A 20749-nucleotide genomic window follows, 5' to 3' on the forward strand; every position below is an offset into this window, starting at 1 on the left:
GCTCAGAAGCCCCTCGTCCGCTTGGCGGCCCGCCGCTTCTCCTGGGAACCGATCCGCAGGAACATCCGGGACACCTCGGACCCGAGGTTCACCCCGATCGCGATGGCCATCGCCAGCGCCGCCGCCTTGGTGATCGACACCAGTCCCGCGTCCACCTTGCTCTGCGCGATGGCCAGCAGCCCGAAGTAGGTCGCCGAACCCGGCAGCAGCGGCCCGATCGCGGCCGTCGTGTACGGCAGCGCGGAGGCGAACCGGTAGCGCGCCAGCAGCTGCCCGAACAGGCCGACCACCCCGGCCGCGACGGCCGTGGACGCGACGGGCGAGATCTCGCCGGTGTAGTGCATCGCCCCGTACACCGACCAGGCGACGCCGCCGTTGAGGGTCACGGCGACCACGGTGGACCGCTCCTGCTGCAACAGCACCGCGAACGTCAGGGACAGCAGCATCGACGCGCCGATCTGCCACAGCGGCCGCTTCGTGACGCCCAGGGCCGCGTCGGGATTGAGATGCGCGCCGAGCTGGACCCCGACGTACAGCATCACCAGCACCCCGGCCACGATGCCCACGAAGAAGTACATGACCTCCAGCAGCCGCGCCGCCGCGGTGATGTAGAAGCCCGTCAGGCCGTCCTGGACGCCCGCCACCAGCGCCCGCCCGGGCAGCAGCGCGAACAGTCCACCGGTGATGACGGCGGACGCCTTCACGTCGACGTGGGACAGCGTCAGCGCGATGCCGATCGCGGCCGGGGGCATCGCCGCCACCAGGAACTGGTAGAACTCCGGCAGCCCGCGCCCCGCGCACAGCCACGCCAGCCGGTCGCCGAGCATCGCCCCGAGCATGGCCGCCACGAACACGACGAGGTCGCCGCCGACCAGCACCGAGGCCGCGCCCGCGAGCAGTCCGCTCGCCGAGGTCAGCACCCAGGTCGGGTAGGGGTGCCGGTTGCGGCGCATCTCCGCGAGGCGGCGGTAGGCCTCCTCCAGCGAGAGATGGCTCTCCGCGTCGCTCAGGTCGTCCACGAGCCGGAAGACGGCCGCCAGGCGCGTGTAGTCGGTGCCGCGGCGGCGTACCGTCCGTGACGCCGTCACCGGGTCCTCCACCAGGGACGGCTGGTAGGAGATCGACAGCAGGGTGAAGGTGACGTTCGGCTCGCAGCGGTCGAGGCCGTAGGAGCGGCACACCGCGAACATCGCGGCCTCCACGTCCTCGGCGCCCTCCCCGCCCGCCAGCAGCAACTCGCCGATGCGCAGCGTCAGGTCGAGCACCCTGGGGACGGCCGGGCCCTCCTCCTCCGCCGTCTTCGGCCCCGGCTCGGGAGCGGGCCGTTCGGCCACCGGCATCCGCAGCATGGTGCGCATCCGGTCCTGCCAGGGCAGGTCCTTGATCAGGCTCACCACCGGGACGCCGCCGGCCGGCGTGAAGGCGACCGGGGCCTGCCGTGCGCTGTACGTGCTGGGCGGACTGAACGCCGACCCCTCGCCCTCGCCGGCGGCCGGCTGGGCCACGTCCAGCCCCGCCGGGACGGCGAACTCCGACGTGGTCTCCGGTTCGCCCCCGGGTCTGGCGACGGCCATTCCCGCCGGGATCGCGAACTCGGACGTGATCTCCGGGTCGAAGGCACTCCTCGCCTCGTCCGACTGCGGCTTGCGGTCCTCCGCCTCCGACACTCAGCAACGCTCCCTGGAACGACACCTTCCGTTGGCCTCAGTATGCGCACAGACACGCGAAAGGGCCGCACGCGCATGCGTGCAGCCCTTCACCTACCTCAGCGCAGGCGTTTCACACTCGCGAACGTCTCAGTGACCGCCCTGGTCCTTGAAGCGCTTGTAGGACCGCTCGATCTCGGCCTCGGCGTCGGTGCGGCCGACCCAGTCGGCGCCCTCGACGGACTTGCCGGGCTCCAGGTCCTTGTAGACCTCGAAGAAGTGCTGGATCTCCAGGCGGTCGAACTCCGACACGTGGTGGATGTCGCGCAGGTGCTCCACACGCGGGTCGGTCGACGGGACGCAGAGCAGCTTGTCGTCGCCGCCGGCCTCGTCGGTCATCCGGAACATGCCGATCGCGCGGCAGCGGATGAGGCAGCCCGGGAAGGTCGGCTCGTCCAGGATGACCAGCGCGTCCAGCGGGTCGCCGTCCTCGCCGAGAGTGTTCTCGACGAAGCCGTAGTCGGTCGGGTAGGCGGTCGAGGTGAAGAGTCGACGGTCCAGGCGGATCCGACCGGTCTCGTGGTCCACCTCGTACTTGTTCCGCGAACCCTTCGGGATCTCGATCGTGACGTCGAACTCCACCGGTGGCTCCTCCATGATCAACACATAGTTCTGGTGGTTAAGTGTCCCTCACGCAGGTGTGTGATCGCGAAAGGGGCTGGTGGTCGTGCCAGAGCTGAGGCCTTGGCGGGCCGCGAGACCGCACGTGGTGCGGATCGGGAACGCCGTACGACCGCGTCTGGCACGGGCCGCAAGGATCGTACGGCCCCGCCTCGCGCACGTGGCCGCGACCGCGAAGCCGCAGGTCGCGCGACTCGCGCGGGCGGCGCGACCGCAGCTCGCGCGGATCACGAAGGCCGGTCCGCAGGCCAGGTCCTGGCAGTACACCGCGGGTGCGGCGACCGCCGGGCTGGCGCTGACCGCCGTCGTGGTGACCGCCGTCGGGCCCTGGGACTCCAGCGGTCAGCGTACGGCCGAGCGGGACCGGGCCGCCGCCCTGGAACGGCCGGGTGGCACAGATCACGGACGCCCGGACGATTCGTCCGGCAGATCCTATTCATCGGGTGCGTCCGGTACGTCCGGTACCTCCGACAGGGCGGCCGGAGCGCCCCGGCCCGCCCCCAGCGCGGCGTCCGTCCTCACCGCCCTCGGCGGCGCCGCGGAGGCCGGCGCCGCCGTGAAGTCCGCCCCCGGCACCCTCCCGAGCGTCACGGGCCTCACGGGCGTCCTGGGGCCCCTCCTGGGCGATCCGGCCCTCGGCGCCCAGCACGCCGCCGCGGTCGTCGACGTGGCCACCGGCAAGCGCCTCTACGGCGCCGGAGCCGGCCGTGCGCTCACCCCCGCCTCCACCACCAAGATCGCCACCGCGGTCGCCGCGCTCTCCGCGATGGGCGGCGAACACCGCTTCACCACGCGTGCCGTGCTGGAACCCGACACCCGGGAACTCGTCCTCGTCGGCGGCGGCGACCCCACCCTCACGGCCCGCGCCGACGCCCGCGGCTGGGCGAGCCTGCGCACGCTGGCCGCCTCCACCGCGGCCGCCCTGAAGAAGCGCGGCCTCACCCGCATCACGCTCTCCTACGACACGACCCTGTACGCCGGTTCGCGGATTCACCCCATCGGGGTCAACCCCAACCTCGCCCCCGTCACCGCCCTGAGCGCCGACGAGGGCCGCACCGACGACTCCGACAGCGGCCCGGCGGCCCGCGTCGACGACCCGGCCGCCGACGCCACCGCCACCTTCGCGGCGCTCCTCGAGGCCGCCGGCGTGACGACCACGTCCCCCGGCCCCTCCAAGGCCACCACGCGCGCGCAGAGCCTCGCGACGGTCACCTCGCCCCCGCTGACCGCCCTCGTCGAGCGGATGCTCACCAACAGCGACAACGACATCGCCGAGGCCCTCGCCCGCCAGACCGCCGTCGCCACGGGCGTGCGCGCCGACTTCGCCGGCGGCGGCAAGGCGGTCCACGCCCAGCTGAAGAAGCTCGGACTGCCCATGGCCGGCGCCCGCTTCAAGGACGGCAGCGGCCTCGACCGGCAGGACCGACTCACCGCGAACCTGCTGACCGCCCTCCTGGTCGAGGCCGGCGACCCCCGCCGCCCCGACCTGCGGCCCGTCCTCACCGGCCTCCCGGTCGCCGGCTTCACCGGCACCCTCACCAGCCGCTACACCGACGGAGCCGCCGGCGTCGTCCGCGCCAAGACCGGCACCCTGAGCGGCGTCAACACCCTTGCCGGGACCGTCGTCGACCAGGACGGCCGGCTGCTCGCCTTCGCCCTCATGGCCGGCGGCACGACCGACCCGGGGGCCGCCCAGAGCGCGTTGGACCGGGCGGCCACGGCACTGGCCGGATGCGGCTGCCGCTGAGCCCGCCGGCCCCGAGCCGCCCCCGGTCGCCCTCGGGGCCGACCCTGACATCTCCCTGACCGGCCTCCCGCGGCCTGCCCTCCCCGACGCCGCTCACGTACGGTTGACGCATGACGAGCATCGGCGGCGCTGCCTCATCGGGGATGGTCGACTGGAATCTCGCGGTGGCGACCGCGACCCGGCTCGTACGGCCGGGACCGGAGGTCAGCCGCGACGAGGCGCGTGCCGTCGTCGCGGAACTGCGCCGGCACGCCAAGGCCTCGGAGCAGCACGTGCGCGGCTTCACCCGGATGGCCACCGACGGCGTCCACGACACGCCCGTCCTCGTCGTCGACCGCCCCGGCTGGGTGCGGGCCAACGTCGCGGGCTTCCGGGAGATCCTCAAGCCCCTGCTGGAGAAGATGCAGGAACGCCGCGGCAACAGCCCCGGCGGCGCGGTCCTCGGCGCGGTCGGCGGCAAGGTCACCGGCGTCGAACTCGGCATGCTGCTGTCGTTCCTGTCGTCCCGTGTCCTCGGCCAGTACGAGACGTTCGCCCCCGCCACCCGCGAACTCCCGGCCGGCGCGAACGGCGGCGGCCGCCTGCTGCTCGTCGCGCCGAACATCGTCCACGTGGAACGCGAACTCGACGTCGACCCGCACGACTTCCGCCTCTGGGTGTGCCTCCACGAGGAGACGCACCGCACGCAGTTCTCGGCGGTGCCCTGGCTGCGCGACCACCTGGAGGGCGAGATCCAGTCGTTCCTGGGCGAGACCGACGTCGACCCCATGACGTTCCTGGAACGCGTCCGGGAAGCCGCCCAGTCCCTCGCCGGGGGCCGCCCGGAGGGCGAGGAGGACGACGGCGGCCGCTCCCTCGTCGAACTCGTGCAGACGCCCGCCCAGCGCGAGATCCTCGCCCGCCTCACCGCCGTGATGTCCCTCCTGGAGGGCCACGCCGACTTCGTCATGGACGGCGTCGGCCCCGAAGTCGTCGCGACCGTCGCCGAGATCCGCGAGAAGTTCCAGCAGCGCCGCGCCAAGGGAGCCTCCCGGCTCGACATCGCCCTGCGCCGCCTCCTCGGCCTGGACGCCAAGCTCAAGCAGTACCGGGACGGCGAACGCTTCGTGAGGGCCGTCGTCAACGAGGTCGGCATGGACGGCTTCAACCGCGTGTGGACCTCCCCGAACACACTTCCGACCAAGGCCGAGATCGCCCAACCGGCCGAGTGGGTCGCGCGGGTGCACCGCAAGGCCGAGTCGTGAACCGCGGGCACGCGCGGGAACCGATTCCGGCCGCCGGCAGGAGAACGCCCCCGCAATCACCCGTCCGAGGGACCGTGAGCCCTCGGTAGGCGTGCAATGCTCGGGGAACGCCACGGTTCTGTCACCATCTACACACTCTGAGTGACCGAATCCCGTGCCAACCCCCGAAAACTTCATGAAGGGAACCGGACAATGGGTCCCCATCCTGCGGTCGCGGCGATACGCCTGGCGGTCCGCCGCGTACTTCACGACATCCTCAACGACCACCCCGCCCCCGAAACCGACCCGCACGAGCGCCCGAACCCGCCGCTCGTGCTCGTGGCGTGCTCCGGCGGCGCCGACTCCATGGCGCTCGCCTCCGCCCTCGCCTTCGAGGCCCCCCGCCTCGGCGTCCGCGCCGGCGGCGTCACCGTCGACCACGGCCTGCAACCCGGATCCGACCTGCGCGCCGCGGAAGTCGTCCTGCGACTGCGCGAACTCGGCCTCGATCCCGTCGAGTCCACCGCCGTCGCCGTCGGCCGCGAAGGCGGCCCCGAAGCCGCCGCCCGCGACGCGCGCTACGCCGCCCTCGACGCCGCCGCCGAAGCCCACGGCGCCACCGCCGTCCTGCTCGGCCACACCCGCGACGACCAGGCCGAGACCGTCCTGCTCGGCCTCGCCCGCGGCTCCGGCATCCGCTCCCTGTCCGGCATGGCCGCCGTCTCCGGACGTCCGGGCGCCGCCCGCCGCTACCGGCGCCCCTTCCTCCAACTGGACCGGCAGACGGCCCGCAAGGCCTGCATGGTCCAGTCCCTGCCCGTCTGGGACGACCCGCACAACGCCGACCCGGCCTACACCCGCTCCCGGCTGCGCCACGAGGGCCTGCCCGCGCTGGAGAAGGCCCTCGGCAAGGGCGTCGTCGAAGCCCTGGCCCGCACGGCCCAGCTCTCCCGCGACGACGCCGACGCCCTCGACGCCTGGGCCGGCCAGGCCGAGTCCTCCGTACGCGACGCGGCCGGCCTCCTGGAGTGCGCCAAGCTCTACGCCCTGCCGCCCGCGGTGCGCCGCCGGATCCTGCGCCGCGCCGCGATCGAGGCGGGCGCTCCCGCCGGTTCGCTCTTCGCCCGGCACATCGAAGAGGTCGACCGGCTGATCACCGGCTGGCGCGGCCAGGGGGTCATCAATCTCCCGGGCAAAGTCGTCGCCCAGCGCCAGGGTGGCAGACTGGTGATTCGGCAAGGCTGAATCCGGGCCTCCGGCAGGACCGCTTACGTGGTCGTGGGCGGTCCCGGCGGCCGGTGGGACGACCGAAGGATGCGGGTGGACGCGAAAGACATGGGCACCGACCTCAAAGAGGTGCTCATCACCAAGGAAGAGATCGACGCGAAGCTGGCCGCTCTGGCCGCGGAGATCGACGCGGAGTACGCGGGCAAGGACCTGCTCATCGTCGGTGTCCTCAAGGGCGCGGTGATGGTCATGGCCGACCTCGCCCGGGCCCTGTCCACCCCCGTCACCATGGACTGGATGGCCGTGTCGTCCTACGGGGCGGGCACCCAGTCCTCCGGAGTGGTGCGGATCCTCAAGGACCTCGACACCGACATCAAGGGCAAGCACGTCCTGATCGTCGAGGACATCATCGACTCCGGCCTGACCCTGTCCTGGCTGCTGTCGAACCTCGGCTCGCGCGAGCCCGCCTCCCTGAAGGTGTGCACGCTGCTGCGCAAGCCCGAGGCCGCCAAGGTCGCCATCGACGTCGAGTGGGTCGGGTTCGACATCCCCAACGAGTTCGTCGTCGGCTACGGCCTGGACTACGCCGAGAAGTACCGCAACCTCCCGTTCGTGGGGACGCTCGCGCCCCACGTCTACGGCGGCTGAGACCCGAAGGGCGCAAGCCCGCAGGGAAGATCGGGAACCCCGGCGGGCCTCGCACCGTTGGAGCATGCAGACGGGTGTGCCAGCCGTTCCGTGCGGCTTTGCGCGACGAAGCTGGGGTACCGTCAGAAGAACTGTCTTATCAAACTCACTATGGCAGGAGGGACGGGGCGACACCGCTCCGTATGGATGGACGTGAAGCGATACTTCCGTGGGCCGGTCATGTGGATCGTGCTGGCCGTCCTTGCCGTGGTCGTGTTGATGCAGGTCGTCGGCTCGTCCGGCGGCTACAAGACGGTGGACACCGGCCAGGTCATTGCAGCGATCAACGACAACAAGGTCGAGTCGGCCAAGCTCACCACCGGTGACGAGCAGACCGTCAAGGCCACGCTCAAAGACGGCGTGAAGATCAAGGGCAGCTCGAAGATCCAGGCGAGCTACATCGGCGATCAGGGCGTGACGATCGCCAACACGCTGCAGACCAAGTACCAGGACAAGCAGATTCCGGACGGCTACACGGTCTCGCCGACGAAGCAGAACGCCTTCGTCTCGATCCTGCTGTCCCTGCTCCCCTTCGTCCTCATCGTGGTCGTCTTCCTGTTCCTGATGAACCAGATGCAGGGCGGCGGCTCCCGGGTCATGAACTTCGGGAAGTCCAAGGCCAAGCTCATCACCAAGGACACCCCGAAGACGACGTTCGCCGACGTCGCCGGGTCGGACGAAGCCGTCGAGGAACTCCACGAGATCAAGGAGTTCCTCCAGGAACCGGCGAAGTTCCAGGCCGTCGGCGCCAAGATCCCCAAGGGCGTGCTCCTGTACGGGCCGCCCGGCACCGGCAAGACCCTGCTCGCACGCGCCGTCGCCGGCGAGGCGGGCGTCCCCTTCTACTCGATCTCCGGCTCCGACTTCGTCGAGATGTTCGTCGGCGTCGGCGCCTCCCGGGTGCGTGACCTCTTCGAACAGGCCAAGGCGAACGCCCCGGCGATCGTCTTCGTCGACGAGATCGACGCGGTCGGCCGCCATCGCGGCGCCGGCCTCGGCGGCGGTCACGACGAGCGCGAGCAGACCCTGAACCAGCTGCTCGTCGAGATGGACGGCTTCGACGTGAAGGGCGGCGTGATCCTCATCGCCGCCACGAACCGGCCCGACATCCTCGACCCCGCGCTGCTGCGCCCCGGCCGCTTCGACCGCCAGATCGCGGTCGACCGTCCGGACATGCAGGGGCGTCTGGAGATCCTCAAGGTTCACCAGAAGGGCAAGCCGGTCGCGCCCGACGTCGACCTGGCCGCGGTCGCCCGCCGCACCCCCGGCTTCACGGGTGCCGATCTCTCCAACGTGCTGAACGAGGCCGCGCTGCTGACGGCCCGTTCGGACCTGAAGCTGATCGACAACCACATGCTGGACGAGGCGATCGACCGCGTGGTCGCGGGCCCGCAGAAGCGGACCCGGATCATGTCGGACAAGGAGAAGAAGATCACCGCGTACCACGAGGGCGGACACGCCCTGGTCGCGGCGGCCTCGCCGAACTCCGACCCGGTCCACAAGATCACGATCCTCTCCCGAGGCCGTGCCCTGGGCTACACGATGGTCCTCCCCGACGAGGACAAGTACTCCACCACCCGCAACGAGATGCTCGACCAGCTGGCCTACATGCTGGGCGGGCGCGCGGCGGAGGAACTCGTCTTCCACGACCCCACCACGGGCGCGGCGAACGACATCGAGAAGGCCACGGCCACCGCACGGGCGATGGTCACCCAGTACGGCATGACCGAGCGGCTTGGCGCGATCAAGTTCGGCGGCGACAACACCGAGCCGTTCCTCGGCCGTGAGATGGCTCACCAGCGCGACTACTCGGAAGAGGTCGCCGCCCTGGTGGACGAGGAAGTCAAGAAGCTGATCGAGAACGCGCACAACGAGGCCTGGGAGATCCTGGTCGAGAACCGCGACGTCCTCGACAACCTCGTACTGCGGCTGCTCGAGAAGGAGACGCTGAACAAGGAGGAGATCGCCGAGATCTTCTCCGCCATCGTCAAGCGTCCGGCACGGCCCGCCTGGACCGGCTCCTCGCGGCGTACGCCGTCCACCCGCCCGCCGGTGCTCTCCCCCCGGGAGCTGGCACTGACGAACGGCGCCAACGGCGCGACGCAGGCGATCTCGACCGCGAAGTCCACCGCGGTGGAGACCGGCCCCGTGGCCGAGCCCAGCCCGGAGGACCGCCCCGAGAGCTGATCCGGCTCCGGCAGGCCCCACCAGGCCCGGAATGGATGCCGCGCCCCCCAGGTTCTAGCCTGGGGGGCGCGGCGTTTTCCGTATGACCGATTTCGTAGGCTCGCAGATGAGGTGCGCACCCACCCGAGCGACCCGCACAGGAACGAGGCCCCCATGACCGACCCCGTGACGCTGGACGGCGACGGCTCCATCGGCGAGTTCGACGAGAAGCGTGCCGAGAACGCCGTACGCGAACTGCTGATCGCGGTCGGCGAGGACCCGGAGCGCGAGGGCCTGCGCGAGACGCCGGCACGCGTGGCACGGGCCTACCGGGAACTGCTGGCGGGCCTGACCCAGACGCCCGAGGACGTCCTGACGACGACGTTCGATCTCGGCCACGACGAGATGGTGCTCGTCAAGGACATCGAGATCGTCTCCCTGTGCGAGCACCACATGCTGCCGTTCCACGGCGTCGCGCACGTGGGCTACATCCCCGCGGAGTCCGGCAAGATCACGGGCCTGTCCAAGCTGGCGCGGCTGGTCGAGGTGTTCGCGCGCCGCCTCCAGGTGCAGGAACGTCTCACCACCCAGGTTGCGGACTCCCTGATGCGGATCCTCGAAGCCCGTGGCGTCATCGTCGTCATCGAGGCCGAGCACATGTGCATGTCGGTGCGGGGGATCCGCAAGCCCGGTGCCAAGACCACGACGTCCGCGGTGCGCGGGCAGCTCAGGGACGCCACGACCCGCGCCGAGGCAATGAGCCTGATCCTGGCGCGCTGACGGCGCCCCGACCGGCCGGTGAGGCCGGGAAGGGCCGCAGGCGGCCCAGGATCGGGCCGTGGGCGGGGAAGGGCCGCAGGCGGGGAACAAGCCGCGGGCGGCGCAGGAACGGCGGGCGACGAACGGGCCGCAGACGACGCAGGAACGGCGGGCCCCGCAACGGCGGGTGACGAACGGGCCGCGGGCGGGCCAGGAACGGGCGGCCCGGCAACGGCGGGCGGGGAACGGCGCGGTGGGCGGCTCAGGCCGCCGTGGCCGCGCCGTTCTCGTGGTCGTCGTCCTCCGGGAGCCGGCAGACGCGCTCCAGGAAGATGGCCGCCGCTATGACCGCGATGCCGGCCAGGACCGAGAAGCCGGCGTAGATGGCCTGGTCACGGCGGGCGGGGATGTCGAGGGACTCCAGCAGGAAGACGCCCGTGCCCCCGTACATGCCGGAGACGAGCGCGGCGACGAGGGCGCTGGACTGACCGAAGACCACCGCCCGCGCCGCCATCAGGGGGTCGACGCCCTTGGCCTCGGGGCGGCGCTCGCGCTGGGCCTTGAGGCGGGCGCGCAGCGAGAGCGCCGTGGCCGTCAGCACCACGGCGATCAGGGCGAGGACGATGGGGGCGGCCAGGGGGACGCTGGGAAGGGTCCCGATCGCGTTCCACAGGCGGGCGCCCGCCCAGGACAGGATCGCGGCCACGGCGAACACGCCGATCAGCACCCTGATGCGCAGCTCTCTCACGGTGTCCCTTCAGCTCCCCCGCGCCCGCGGCGGGAAGATCTCGCGGGCAGTGGTCTCGTTGACCTTCCTGCTTGACCTTAACGACTAGTCGGGCAGGTGGAGTTCCAGGTCCTTGCGGGCTTCGACGCCTTCGCGGGGGAGCGCGCCGAGCAGATCGGCGACGGCGCCCCGGCCGGGCAGCCGGGCCTCGGGCTCCACGTCGTGCCAGGGGGCCAGCACGAAGGCGCGCTGGTGGGCGCGGGGATGCGGGAGGGTGAGGTGCGGGTCGTCGTCGACGACGTCGGCGTACGCGACGATGTCGACGTCCAGCGTGCGGGCGCCCCAGCGTTCGTCCCGCACCCGGTGGAAGGCCTCCTCGACCGCGTGGGCGCGCTCCAGGAGGGAGGAGGGCGGGAGCGTCGTCTTCAGCAGGACCACCGCGTTGAAGTACGAGGGCTGGCTGCCGGGTTCGACGCCCCACGGCTCCGTCTCGTACACGGGGGAGACGGCCTTGATGCGGACACCGGGGGTGTCCTCCAGGGCGTCGATGGCCCCCTGGAGCGTCTCCAGACGGTTGCCCAGGTTGGAGCCGAGGGAGATCACCGCGCGTTTGGGGTTGTGCAGGGTGGTGTCGGCGGCGTCGACCTGCTCGACGACGGAGGCGGGTACCGGCTGTACGGTCGGGTCGCTCTGGCCCTCGGTGGAGAACGCGGTCATGCTCGGCTCCGGGTGATGGTGACGGTCACGTCGTCGAACGGGACGGTGATCGGCGCGTCCGGCTTGTGGACGCAGACCTCGACCTCCTGGACCGCTTCGTGCTTCAGACACGCCTGGGCGATGCGCTCGGCGAGCGTCTCGATGAGGTCGACGGCCTCGCCCTGGACGACGGCCACGACCTCCTCCGCGACGATGCCGTAGTGCACGGTCTTCGTCAGGTCGTCGTCGGCCGCGGCCGGCCGGGTGTCCAGGCCCAGGACGAGGTCCACGATGAAGGTCTGGCCCTCCTCGCGTTCCTTGGGGAACACGCCGTGGTACCCGCGGGCCTTGAGGCCGCGCAGCGCGACACGATCCACGCGAATCACTCCTGCAATCGTCGGTTGGGGCCGGTGCGTACCGGGTGCGGGCGGTCGCCCGGCCTCGAACGAATCTACCTGCGAGCACTGACAGTCCCGGCCTCCGGCAGCGCGGGCCCGGACCGGAGCCGGGAGTGTTCACCGGGCGTTTCCCCCGGGGAACCCGGCGGCCCACGGGTCGGTAGCCGCCCCTACCCGTGGGTTCGTGATTCCAACCACTTCCTCGTCCTGTCGGCCGATCCCGGGGGGCTGCTGCCCCGTCCGGGCCGGTCCATCCGCTCGGAAAGCCTCGGAAAGCTCGGAGAGCTCCGGAAGCTCAGGAAGGGGTGCCGTCGATCCCCGGGGCGCCGGGGTCGTCCAGGTCGTCGGGGATGCCCGGGCTGTCGGCGTTCTCGGGGTGCCCGGCGTCCGCGGAGTCGTCGGCGTCGTCGCTCTCGGCCAGCACCGGGGAGGCGTGGTGCGACCACAGCTTCCAGCCGTCCGGGGTGCGGCGGAACACGTTGGTGGCGACCACCAGCTGGCCGACGAGCGGCCCCAGCTCCTCGCCGTCCTCGGGCGCGGGGCCGCCGCTGAGGATGTTCTCGGTGCAGGTCACCAGGGCGGTGTCGCCGGTGACGGAGACGTGCACGTCGGTGAGGAAGAACTGGATGTAGTCGGTGTTCGCCATGATCAGCGCGTAGGACCTGAGGACCTCGCCCCGGCCGGTGAGCACCGGCCAGCCGGGGTGGACGCAGGAGACGACACCGATGTCCGCGGGGTCGTGGTACGTCTCGTCCACGCCCAGGTCGGCGGGGGTGAGCCAGAGGGCGGAGACGCCTTCGAAGTCGCCCTGTTCCAGTGCTTCGTAGAACGCGGCGTTGGCGGCTTCGACCTGCTCGACGTCGGTGTGGGGGGCGCTCACCGGGCTCCCTCTGCGCGGGGCGTGGCGGAGCCGGTCCGCGCGTCGGGCGTGCCTCCCGCGCCGGGTGGGCTCGCCGCCGGCCGCGCCCGCCCGGATGCGCCTGCGCCCGGCGCTTCCGTCTCCTCGCGCGCCCCTTCCACGGCTCGTGCGACCCGTACCGCGTCCGCGGTGGCGCGGACCTCGTGCACCCGGACCGCCCACGCGCCGGCCCGGGCCGCGAGGGCCGACACGGCGGCGGTGGCGGCGTCCCGCTCGCGCGCGGGCGGCGGAGCGCCCTGCGGGCCCGCCAGAACGCGGCCGAGGAACCGCTTGCGGGAGGCGGCGACCAGCAGCGGGTGCCCGAGGGCGTGCAGCCGGTCGAGGTGGGCGAGCAGCGTCAGGTCGTGGTCGGCCTCCTTGGAGAAGCCGAGGCCCGGGTCGACGACGATGCGGTCGGGGGCGACGCCGCCCGCCAGGACGGCGTCCACGCGCGTGCGGAGCTCGTCCACGACTTCGCCGACGACGTCGGCGTACACGCCCTTGACGTTGCCGCCGTCGAGGAAGCCCCGCCAGTGCATAACGACGAAGGGTGCGCCCGCGTCGGCCACGGTGGGGATCATCGCCGGGTCGGCCAGGCCGCCGCTGACGTCGTTCACCAGGGCGGCGCCGGCCGCGAGGGCCTGGGCGGCGACGGTGGCGCGCATGGTGTCGACGGAGACGACGACGCCCTCGGAGGCCAGGCCCCGGACGACGGGGACGACCCGGCGGAGTTCCTCGGCCTCGTCGACGCGGGTGGCGCCGGGGCGGGTGGACTCGCCGCCGACGTCGACCAGGTCCGCGCCCTCGGCGACGAGCTGCAGACCGTGTTTGACGGCGGCCGTCGTGTCGAACCAGCGGCCGCCGTCGGAGAAGGAGTCGGGGGTCACGTTGACGACTCCCATGACCGCGCAGCGGTCCCATTCGGGAAGTCCCACGACGCGCCCGCGTCCGCTCTGCTTGCTCATGCGTTCAGCGTAGGCCCAGGAGGGAGCCCTGCCGCGGTGCGGCCCGGGCGGAACCGGCGAGGCGGGCCCGAGGGCCGGACCGGCGGGGCGGACCGAGGGGCGGACCGGGTGAGGCGGATCGAGGGGCGGACCGGCGGGGCGGACCGGGTGAGGCGGATCGGTGGGCGGACCGGAGGGCTTTCGCCCGGCCGGTCTCGGGGCCGGCCGGGGTGGAGGGTGGGGCCGTGGTTACGCGGCCCGCACGTCTCTGTCCGCCACCGCGTGCGTGCACGCGCGTGCCGGTGCGGAGCGACGGCGCAGGAAGCGGGGGAGGGGCAGGGCGAGGGTGACGAAGCCCTCTGCCTGCATGGCGGCGAAGCCGATGCGGGGAAGGTCGCCGGAGGCCCGGTAGACGACGAAGCGGGGCTCCCAGCGGGGCTGGAACTTGGCGTTGAACTTGTACAGGGACTCGATCTGGAACCAGCGGGAGAGGAAGACCAGCAGCCCGCGCCAGGCGCGCAGGACGGGCCCCGCGCCGATCTTCTCGCCGCGGGCCAGGGCCGCGCGGAACATCGCGAAGTTCAGCGACACGCGCGTGATGTCGAACTTCGGCGCCGCCTGGAGGGCCGCGACGATCAGCAGTTCGTTCATGCCGGGGTCGGCCGAGCGGTCGCGGCGCATCAGGTCCAGCGAGGCGCCGTCGGGGCCCCAGGGCACGAAGTGCAGGATCGCCTTGAGGTCGCCGTACTCGCCGGGGACCTCGTCGGTCTTGTGGGCGGTGGCGATCAGGCAGTCGCCGTCGCCCGGGTCGCCGATGCGGCCCAGGGCCATGGAGAAGCCGCGTTCGGTGTCGGTGCCGCGCCAGTCCTCGGCGGCGCGCCGGACGCGCTCCAGTTCGGCTTCGCCGAGGTCACCCACGCGCCGGACCCGGGTCTCGTAACCGGCGCGTTCGATGCGCTTGACCATTTGGCGTACGTTGCGCATCGCGCGGCCGGCGAGGGAGAAATCCGCCACGTCCACCACCGCCTCGTCGCCCAGTTCGAGGGCGTCCAGGCCGGTCTCCCGGGTCCACACCTCGCCGCCGGTCTCCGAGCAGCCCATGACGGCCGGGGTCCAGGAGTGGGCCTTGGCCTCGTCCATGAAGCGCTCGATGGCGCCGGGCCAGGCCTCGACGTCGCCGATGGGGTCGCCGCTGGCGAGCATCACGCCGGAGACCACGCGGTAGGTGACGGCGGCCTTGCCGCTGGGGGAGAAGACGACGGCCTTGTCGCGGCGCAGCGCGAAGTGGCCGAGGGAGTCGCGGCGGCCGTGCTTGACCAGCAGGGCGCGCAGCCGGGTCTCGTCCTCCTCGGTGAGGCGCGCGGCCGGGTGCTCGGGGCGGAAGGCGAGGTAGATCGTGGTCACCGCGGTGATCCAGCCGAGCGCGCCCAGGGAGAAGGCGACGGTCCAGGAGGTGTTGCCCTGGTAGTCCACCGGCCCCTCGAAGCCGAAGAGGCCGTACAGGACGTGCGTGATGCGATCGGCCAGGCTCGGGTCGCCGATCAGGCGGTTGGGGTGGACGCTGACGATGACCAGCCCCAGACCGAGGGATCCGGCGCCCATGAGAACGAAGTTGGCGAGCGCGCGCCAGCGGCTGCGCGGGTCGGGCAGCGCCGCGAACTGGTCGCGGTGCAGCAGCAACGGCACCAGGAGCGCGATCGAGATGAGCGCGCCCAGGATGGAGTGGCGGTACATGAACTGGGCGACCGCGCCGGCCGGGAGCAGCATCACCGCCGCCCGCCACGCGCGCCGCTTGCCGCGCTTGAGGCCGTGGGCCAGCAGCAGCAGCAGGACGCCGGCGCTGAGCGACAGCGCGGCGGCGAACGGCCCGAAGGAGCCCGGGAGCACCTCGGCGAAGGAGTGCATACGGCTGTGACGGAACCGCGGGAAGACGCCCCCGGCGACGTCCAGCAGGCCCACGAGGGCGCAGGCCCTCGCGACGAGGGCGGGAACGGCCTCAGGGCGCGGACCTCGCACTATCCGCCGCACCCGGCTTGTTCGGCGCGGAACCCCGCCCGACATTTCCGCATCTTCCGTGACAGACATCGCATCCCGTAGTTCCGCGAGAGACCTTGGACCCGGTGCCGATTCGGGCATCAGGCGACATTGCGCCCTCTAGGACGGTGTCTTGGGGAGAGAGGTTCACTCGTCTCGCCAAAGCCACTGAAAAGGCGAAGGAAAATCCGGGACAAGCCCTCGCGAAGGAGTCGGGGGAGCGGGTGTGGTCCCGGACGGAGAGCAGGCAGGAAACCACCGCATGGGTCTCACGAGCAACAAAGTGCTGCTGCTGTCAGTGCTGTTCGCCTTGCTGCTGTTCGTCGGCACGGTCTGGCTGTGGCCGCGGCTGGCCAGGCGCAGCTGGCGGGCCGTCGGCGGGCGGGTCGGGCTTCTGCTCGCCACACAACTGGCACTCTTCGCGTCCATCGGGCTCTCCGCCAATCAGGCGTTCGGTTTCTACGCCAGCTGGGCGGACCTGTTCGGTCAGGAGACGGAGCCGGGCGTGGTCGTCGACCACTCCGCGGGCGGCGCGGCGGCGGGGCCGCTGAGAGTCGTCGACACGCGCCGGGTGGACGGCGGGGGCGGCGGAGGGCCGCGGGCCGCCGGGCAGGTCCAGAAGGTCGCCGTCGCCGGGCGTACGACGCACATCACCACGCCCGCGTTCGTGTACCTGCCGCCGGAGTACTTCGACCCGGCCTACCGCACGCGGACGTTCCCCGCGGCCGTCGTCCTCACGGGGTACCCGGGCACGGCAGAGGCGCTCGTGAACAAGCTGCACTACCCGCGCACCGCCCGGCAACTGGCCAGGGACGGCAGCATGCAGCCGATGATCCTGGTGATGATGCGGCCCACGGTGGCGCCGCCGAGGGACACGGAGTGCGTGGACATCCCGGACGGCCCGCAGACCGAGACGTTCTTCGCGAAGGACCTGCGGGACGCCGTGGCGGCCCACTACAGGGTGGGGAAGAAGGCGAGCAACTGGGGCATCATCGGCGACTCCACGGGCGGCTACTGCGCGCTGAAGCTGGCGATGCACCACCCGGAGGCCTACGCGGCGGCCGCGGGCCTGTCGGCGTACTACAAGGCACCGACCGACCCGACCACGGGCGACCTCTTCCACGGGAACAAGACCCTGCGCAATGAGTCGGATCTGCTCTGGTTTCTGAAGAATCGTTCCGCTCCCGCCACCTCCCTCCTGGTCACCAGCAGCAAGGTCGGAGAATCCAACTACAAGGCCACGCGGAAGTTCATAGAGCTGGCGAAGGCGAACGACAGGACCAGGGTGTCGTCGATCATCCTGGAAAGCGGCGGGCACAACTTCAACACCTGGCGGCGGGAGATTCCGCCGACGTTGCAGTGGATCAGCGGTCGCCTGAGCGACCGTTGAGCGACGCGCCGCCCGCCGTCCGTCGGTGGCGCGCGGCGGCTGCGTGAAGTGACGGTGAGGGCGGGGGCGACCGGTGCGGCGGGCCGGCGGCCCCCTGCGGGCGCGCCCGGTCGCCGCCCACACCAGGGCCGACGGGCGCGCAGACCACGCGCGATGGGCGCGTACACCACGCGTGACGGGCGTCCGCGACAGGTGCGATGGACGCCCGCAACAGGCGCGGCGGGCACCCGCAATGGGTGCGAAGGGCGCGCCGGCGGCCCTTCCCCGAGCGTTGAATGATCTTGCTTCTTGTCGAATTCGGCGACGGTCCCGATTCCTGATGCCGTGTGAAGGCATCGTTATGGCTGTGTTTTTGTGGGGCGGGGCGCCAACAATCGCCTACGCGCGGTAAGTTTCTGGCCATGCCACGAGGACGTCACCGCCATTCCCCTCCTTTGCACAGGCTGCTGCCCCCCTCGGCGATCGCCGGCGTCTCCCTTGTCTGCGCCCTCGGCCCCTGGCTGTTCACGCAGGCGACGGCGCTCCGTGTGCTGGCCGCGGCCGCCGCGGCGACGGCGATCGTCGGCGCGGTCGTGATGCGCCACTGGGACGTGCAGGCCGGAAAGCAGGTCGCCGACCTCACCCGCGCGCGTGCCGGTGACGAGTGGCGCTTCGAGGAACGTGTCGCCGAGCTGGAGAGCGACCTCGAGGAATCGCGTGAGCTGCGGGTCAAGCTGGAGCAGCGGCTGCGGGCCAAGCGAGCCGAACTGGCGGGTCTGCGCAACGAGCACGCGGCGCTGCTGCGCCGGTACGCCACCGCGGAGACCGAGCGGGCCAGTGCCCTGGAGGGCCGCCGCCTGCTGGAGATAGAGGCGGCTCCGTCGCCCGCGTCGCTGCCCGCCGCGCGCGGGCCGCAGGACACGGAGCCCACCGAGCCGTCGGAACTCACCGGGGCGGAGGCGGCGAAGGTCGCGGAGGCCGGGGAAGCGCTGCCCGAGACGTCGTCGGCGTCCGAGGCCACGGAGGAGTCCGAGGCGTCCGGCTCCGGCGCGTCGGGTGAGTCCGCGGAGGAGTCCGAGCCGGTCGAGTCCGTCGAGTCCTCCGGGTCCGGTGAGGGGAGCGCGACGTCGGCGGTGTTCTCACCGCGGGGTTCCCAGCTGTTCCTGCGGGCGCAGGCGGCCCTCGCGCGGCTCGACGCCGACGGCGACGCGGGCGTCGAGGCGTCCGACGACGAGCCGGGCGACGACCTCCCGGAGGGGCCCGCCAAGGGCGCGGCCGGCGAGGGGACCGCGCGCGTGGCTTCCGCGGAGGCCGCGCAGGAGGACGAGGCGGAGGGGAAGCCCGGGGCGGTCGACGAGCACACGCGCGCGACCGCCCCCCACCCGGCCGCCGACGACGAGGTAACCGGGAACGACGGAACCGAGGGCGACGCAACCGGCTCCGACGGGGGGACGGCGCGGCAAGCCCGCCCGGACGACGCCTCGTCCGACGCCTCCTCGTCCGATGTCCCCGCTTCCGCTGAGACGTCCTCGACGGACATGACGGCGACGGACCTCAGCCGGGCGGGAGTCCTCCCCGAGGACGAGACCGACTCGGGTGACGCGGCCGTTTCGGGAGGGACCACGGTGCGGGCCGCGGCCGCTCGGCAGACCGACGGCGCACGGACCGCGCGCCCCGGCGCCGACCGTGACCCCGACCCGGACTCGGACCCCGATCCCGGCCCGGGTCCCGGCCGTGGCGTCACCCACGCCGTGGAGCCCGCTGCCGCTGCCGCGACCGAGGCCGGCGCCGTCGTCCGGCGTCCCGCCGCTCCCGTGCAGCGTCTCTCCGGGCACTTCGCCGTGCCGACCGCCGTGGCCGTCGTCCCGGCCGCCGAGCCGGTGCGGCGTCCGACCGTCGAGGGCGGCTTCGACTTCTTCGGCACGAAGAGCGACGCGGAGCCCGACGCGCTGGAGGCGGTGCAGAACGAGGACCTCGCCGACGTCGTCGGCCAGGAGGCCCTCGCGCTGCACAAGGCCGAGTCCGAGGCGGAGTTCAAGCCGGCGGACGAGGCGGCGCGCGGCGTGGGCCAGGTCATCGACCTGACCGCGCACGACGAGACGGAGCACATCGACCTCCAGGGACTGCGCAGCGCCGTCTCCTGACCGCCCGTCCATCGCCGGACGGCGGTCGGTCCGTCGTGGAGCCGTTACCGGGCGGCCTTCTAGGTCATCCACCGGTCGGGCCGGGCGTCCTTGCGCCCGGTCCGTGATCGTTCGGCCTGGCTCCCGAGCAGCTCGGCGGCCTGCTGTGCGTCCCGCAGGCGGGCCGTGACGGTCTTGCCGGCCCCCGTGTCCACATGGACGTCCGCGAGCCGCCAGAGGCGCTGCCAGGGCCCCTGGGTCAGCCGTACGCTCTGGACCTTGGCGTGCGGCACGAGCGCCAGCCGCCTGCGCAGCAGGCCGTGCCGGGCGGCGAACACCGTGTCGGTGACGGCGGTTCCGTAGCCCCGCCACCACACCGGCGCACACCGCCCGGCCCGTCGCGGCGGGCGCGCGAGCGACTCCGCGGCCGGGACGCACACCCCGGGCAGCACGTGCGCGACGACCGCTTCGGCCGCCTCGCGCGGAGCGACCGGCACGAGCACGGAGTTGGCGGAGCCGGCCACGTCCAGCTCGACGCGCACCCAGCCGGGCCGCCGCCACAGCAGCGGCTGGACGATGCGCACGGTCTGCACCCGCCCCGGCGGCACCGTCTCGTGCGTACGGTCCAGGAGCCCGCGGTCGATGCGCAGGCCGTCCGGCGACTCGCCGACCGTCCAGTCGTACTCGCCGACGAACCGGCCGGCGCCGGCCGCGCCCGCCGCGCCGAGCAGCGGCACGCCGGTCGCCAGGACCGTCCACACGCTGTGGGTGGCCAGCCACAGCACCGGCGGCACGACGAGCGCGGCGGCCAGGGTTCCCCAGGTCGCGCCGGTCAGCGCCAGCGCGACCGCGAGCGTGCGCGGCGGCACGCGCAGCAGCTCGCGCGCGGGCGCCTCGCCGACTTCGTGCGCGGTCTCCGGCGCGAATCCGGCCGCCCGCGCGAGCAGCTCCGCTCGCAGCGCGCGGGCGTCCTCCTCGCCGAGGAAGGCCAGTTCGTCCTTCTTCTCGGCGCCGACGACGTCGAGCCGCAGTTTCGCGACGCCCGCGATCCTGGCCAGCAGCGGCCGGCTGACGTCGATCGCCTGGATGCGTTCCAGCCGGATGTGCGCGGCGCGCCGGAACAGCAGGCCGGTGCGTATGCGCAGCTCGCTGTCCGTCACCGCGAAGTGGGTGAACCACCAGGTCAGGAAGCCGTACAGGGAAGCCGCGGGGACGAGGACGGCCAGCGCGATCAGCAGGGTGGTCGTGGTCAGCCGGGTCAGCTGCTCCTGCGCCTGGTTCGGGTCGTGCACCGCCCACCCGACGAGGACCGCGATCGGCGCCCAGGCCCGCCGGAACGGCGTGACGGGATGCAGCCGCCGCTCGATGACGGGCCGCCCCGCCCCGGCGGCGCCGGGCACCGCCGGTCCCGGCCCGCCCGGCCT

Annotated in this window: 17 protein-coding genes; 8 read left to right on the plus strand and 9 right to left on the minus strand. The window is 72.5% G+C overall.

The window, feature by feature from the left end:
* Positions 1–2: 2 nt before the first annotated feature.
* Positions 3–1667 (minus strand): threonine/serine ThrE exporter family protein, encoded by a 1665-nt coding sequence (locus OG802_RS19845; protein WP_329412319.1) that lies wholly within the window; start codon positions 1665–1667, stop codon positions 3–5.
* Positions 1668–1796: 129 nt separating this feature from the next.
* Entirely contained in the window at positions 1797–2288 is a 492-nt protein-coding gene (locus OG802_RS19850; protein WP_007452023.1) for an inorganic diphosphatase, read from the minus strand.
* A 79-nt stretch (positions 2289–2367) separates the two neighbouring features.
* On the opposite strand from OG802_RS19850, the gene dacB reads away from it, so the two are divergent.
* The 6 genes from dacB to folE all read left to right on the plus strand — a co-directional run bounded on the left by dacB (position 2368) and on the right by folE (position 10157).
* Positions 2368–4074 (plus strand): D-alanyl-D-alanine carboxypeptidase/D-alanyl-D-alanine endopeptidase, encoded by a 1707-nt coding sequence (dacB, locus tag OG802_RS19855; RefSeq protein ID WP_329412321.1) that lies wholly within the window; start codon positions 2368–2370, stop codon positions 4072–4074.
* Between the two features lie 110 nt (positions 4075–4184).
* Complete coding sequence (locus OG802_RS19860; RefSeq protein ID WP_329412323.1) at positions 4185–5318, plus strand: zinc-dependent metalloprotease; 1134 nt, start codon at positions 4185–4187, stop codon at positions 5316–5318.
* 192 nt (positions 5319–5510) lie between these two features.
* Positions 5511–6542: a tRNA lysidine(34) synthetase TilS gene (gene tilS / locus OG802_RS19865; RefSeq protein ID WP_329412325.1), complete on the plus strand. Its 1032-nt coding sequence runs from the start codon at positions 5511–5513 to the stop codon at positions 6540–6542.
* A 69-nt stretch (positions 6543–6611) separates the two neighbouring features.
* Positions 6612–7172, plus strand: coding sequence for a hypoxanthine phosphoribosyltransferase (hpt, locus tag OG802_RS19870; RefSeq protein ID WP_329412327.1), 561 nt, complete (start codon positions 6612–6614; stop codon positions 7170–7172).
* A gap of 186 nt (positions 7173–7358) precedes the next feature.
* On the plus strand, positions 7359–9398 hold the full coding sequence (ftsH, locus tag OG802_RS19875; protein ID WP_329412329.1) for an ATP-dependent zinc metalloprotease FtsH: 2040 nt from the start codon (positions 7359–7361) through the stop codon (positions 9396–9398).
* A gap of 153 nt (positions 9399–9551) precedes the next feature.
* Positions 9552–10157 carry a GTP cyclohydrolase I FolE gene (folE, locus tag OG802_RS19880; protein WP_329412330.1) on the plus strand — a complete coding sequence of 202 codons (606 nt, stop codon included), beginning with the start codon at positions 9552–9554 and terminating at the stop codon, positions 10155–10157.
* Positions 10158–10398: 241 nt separating this feature from the next.
* Here folE and OG802_RS19885 read toward each other — a convergent pair whose 3' ends face one another.
* The 6 genes from OG802_RS19885 to OG802_RS19910 all read right to left on the minus strand — a co-directional run bounded on the left by OG802_RS19885 (position 10399) and on the right by OG802_RS19910 (position 15860).
* Positions 10399–10884, minus strand: coding sequence for a DUF3180 domain-containing protein (locus tag OG802_RS19885; protein WP_329412333.1), 486 nt, complete (start codon positions 10882–10884; stop codon positions 10399–10401).
* Between the two features lie 84 nt (positions 10885–10968).
* Positions 10969–11580 carry a 2-amino-4-hydroxy-6-hydroxymethyldihydropteridine diphosphokinase gene (gene folK / locus OG802_RS19890; protein ID WP_329412335.1) on the minus strand — a complete coding sequence of 204 codons (612 nt, stop codon included), beginning with the start codon at positions 11578–11580 and terminating at the stop codon, positions 10969–10971.
* Complete coding sequence (gene folB / locus OG802_RS19895) at positions 11577–11936, minus strand: dihydroneopterin aldolase (RefSeq protein WP_329412337.1); 360 nt, start codon at positions 11934–11936, stop codon at positions 11577–11579. The genes folK and folB overlap by 4 nt, the downstream gene beginning before the upstream one ends.
* Before the next feature lie 316 nt (positions 11937–12252).
* Positions 12253–12837 (minus strand): nuclear transport factor 2 family protein, encoded by a 585-nt coding sequence (locus OG802_RS19900; RefSeq protein ID WP_329412339.1) that lies wholly within the window; start codon positions 12835–12837, stop codon positions 12253–12255.
* Entirely contained in the window at positions 12834–13820 is a 987-nt protein-coding gene (folP, locus tag OG802_RS19905) for a dihydropteroate synthase (protein WP_329412341.1), read from the minus strand. The genes OG802_RS19900 and folP overlap by 4 nt, the downstream gene beginning before the upstream one ends.
* A 228-nt stretch (positions 13821–14048) precedes the next feature.
* A complete protein-coding gene (locus tag OG802_RS19910; RefSeq protein WP_329412343.1) occupies positions 14049–15860 on the minus strand; it encodes a phosphatidylglycerol lysyltransferase domain-containing protein in 1812 nt (603 codons plus the stop codon).
* Positions 15861–16095: 235 nt separating this feature from the next.
* Between OG802_RS19910 and OG802_RS19915 the strand changes: the two genes are divergently transcribed.
* Positions 16096–17223: an alpha/beta hydrolase gene (locus OG802_RS19915; protein WP_329412345.1), complete on the plus strand. Its 1128-nt coding sequence runs from the start codon at positions 16096–16098 to the stop codon at positions 17221–17223.
* Between the two features lie 401 nt (positions 17224–17624).
* The gene (locus OG802_RS19920; protein WP_329412346.1) at positions 17625–19346 is read left to right on the plus strand and encodes a hypothetical protein; all 1722 of its coding nucleotides are present in this window, start codon (positions 17625–17627) and stop codon (positions 19344–19346) included.
* 59 nt (positions 19347–19405) lie between these two features.
* On the opposite strand, the gene OG802_RS19925 is transcribed toward OG802_RS19920, so the two are convergent.
* Positions 19406–20725 (minus strand): PH domain-containing protein, encoded by a 1320-nt coding sequence (locus tag OG802_RS19925; RefSeq protein ID WP_329417216.1) that lies wholly within the window; start codon positions 20723–20725, stop codon positions 19406–19408.
* Positions 20726–20749: the final 24 nt, after the last annotated feature.

The organism is Streptomyces sp. NBC_00704 (assembly GCF_036226605.1).
Lineage (GTDB): Bacteria > Actinomycetota > Actinomycetes > Streptomycetales > Streptomycetaceae > Streptomyces.

Bases quoted from the DNA above. Each gene is read 5' to 3' on its own strand.
- hpt (WP_329412327.1), top strand. From the start codon at position 6,612: ATGCGGGTGGACGCGAAAGACATGGGCACCGACCTCAAAGAGGTGCTC.
- ftsH (WP_329412329.1), top strand. From the start codon at position 7,359: ATGGACGTGAAGCGATACTTCCGTGGGCCGGTCATGTGGATCGTGCTG.
- OG802_RS19910 (WP_329412343.1), bottom strand. From the start codon at position 15,860: ATGTCGGGCGGGGTTCCGCGCCGAACAAGCCGGGTGCGGCGGATAGTG.
- folE (WP_329412330.1), top strand. From the start codon at position 9,552: ATGACCGACCCCGTGACGCTGGACGGCGACGGCTCCATCGGCGAGTTC.
- folK (WP_329412335.1), bottom strand. From the start codon at position 11,580: ATGACCGCGTTCTCCACCGAGGGCCAGAGCGACCCGACCGTACAGCCG.
- OG802_RS19860 (WP_329412323.1), top strand. From the start codon at position 4,185: ATGACGAGCATCGGCGGCGCTGCCTCATCGGGGATGGTCGACTGGAAT.
- folP (WP_329412341.1), bottom strand. From the start codon at position 13,820: ATGAGCAAGCAGAGCGGACGCGGGCGCGTCGTGGGACTTCCCGAATGG.
- tilS (WP_329412325.1), top strand. From the start codon at position 5,511: ATGGGTCCCCATCCTGCGGTCGCGGCGATACGCCTGGCGGTCCGCCGC.
- OG802_RS19920 (WP_329412346.1), top strand. From the start codon at position 17,625: ATGCCACGAGGACGTCACCGCCATTCCCCTCCTTTGCACAGGCTGCTG.
- OG802_RS19915 (WP_329412345.1), top strand. From the start codon at position 16,096: ATGGGTCTCACGAGCAACAAAGTGCTGCTGCTGTCAGTGCTGTTCGCC.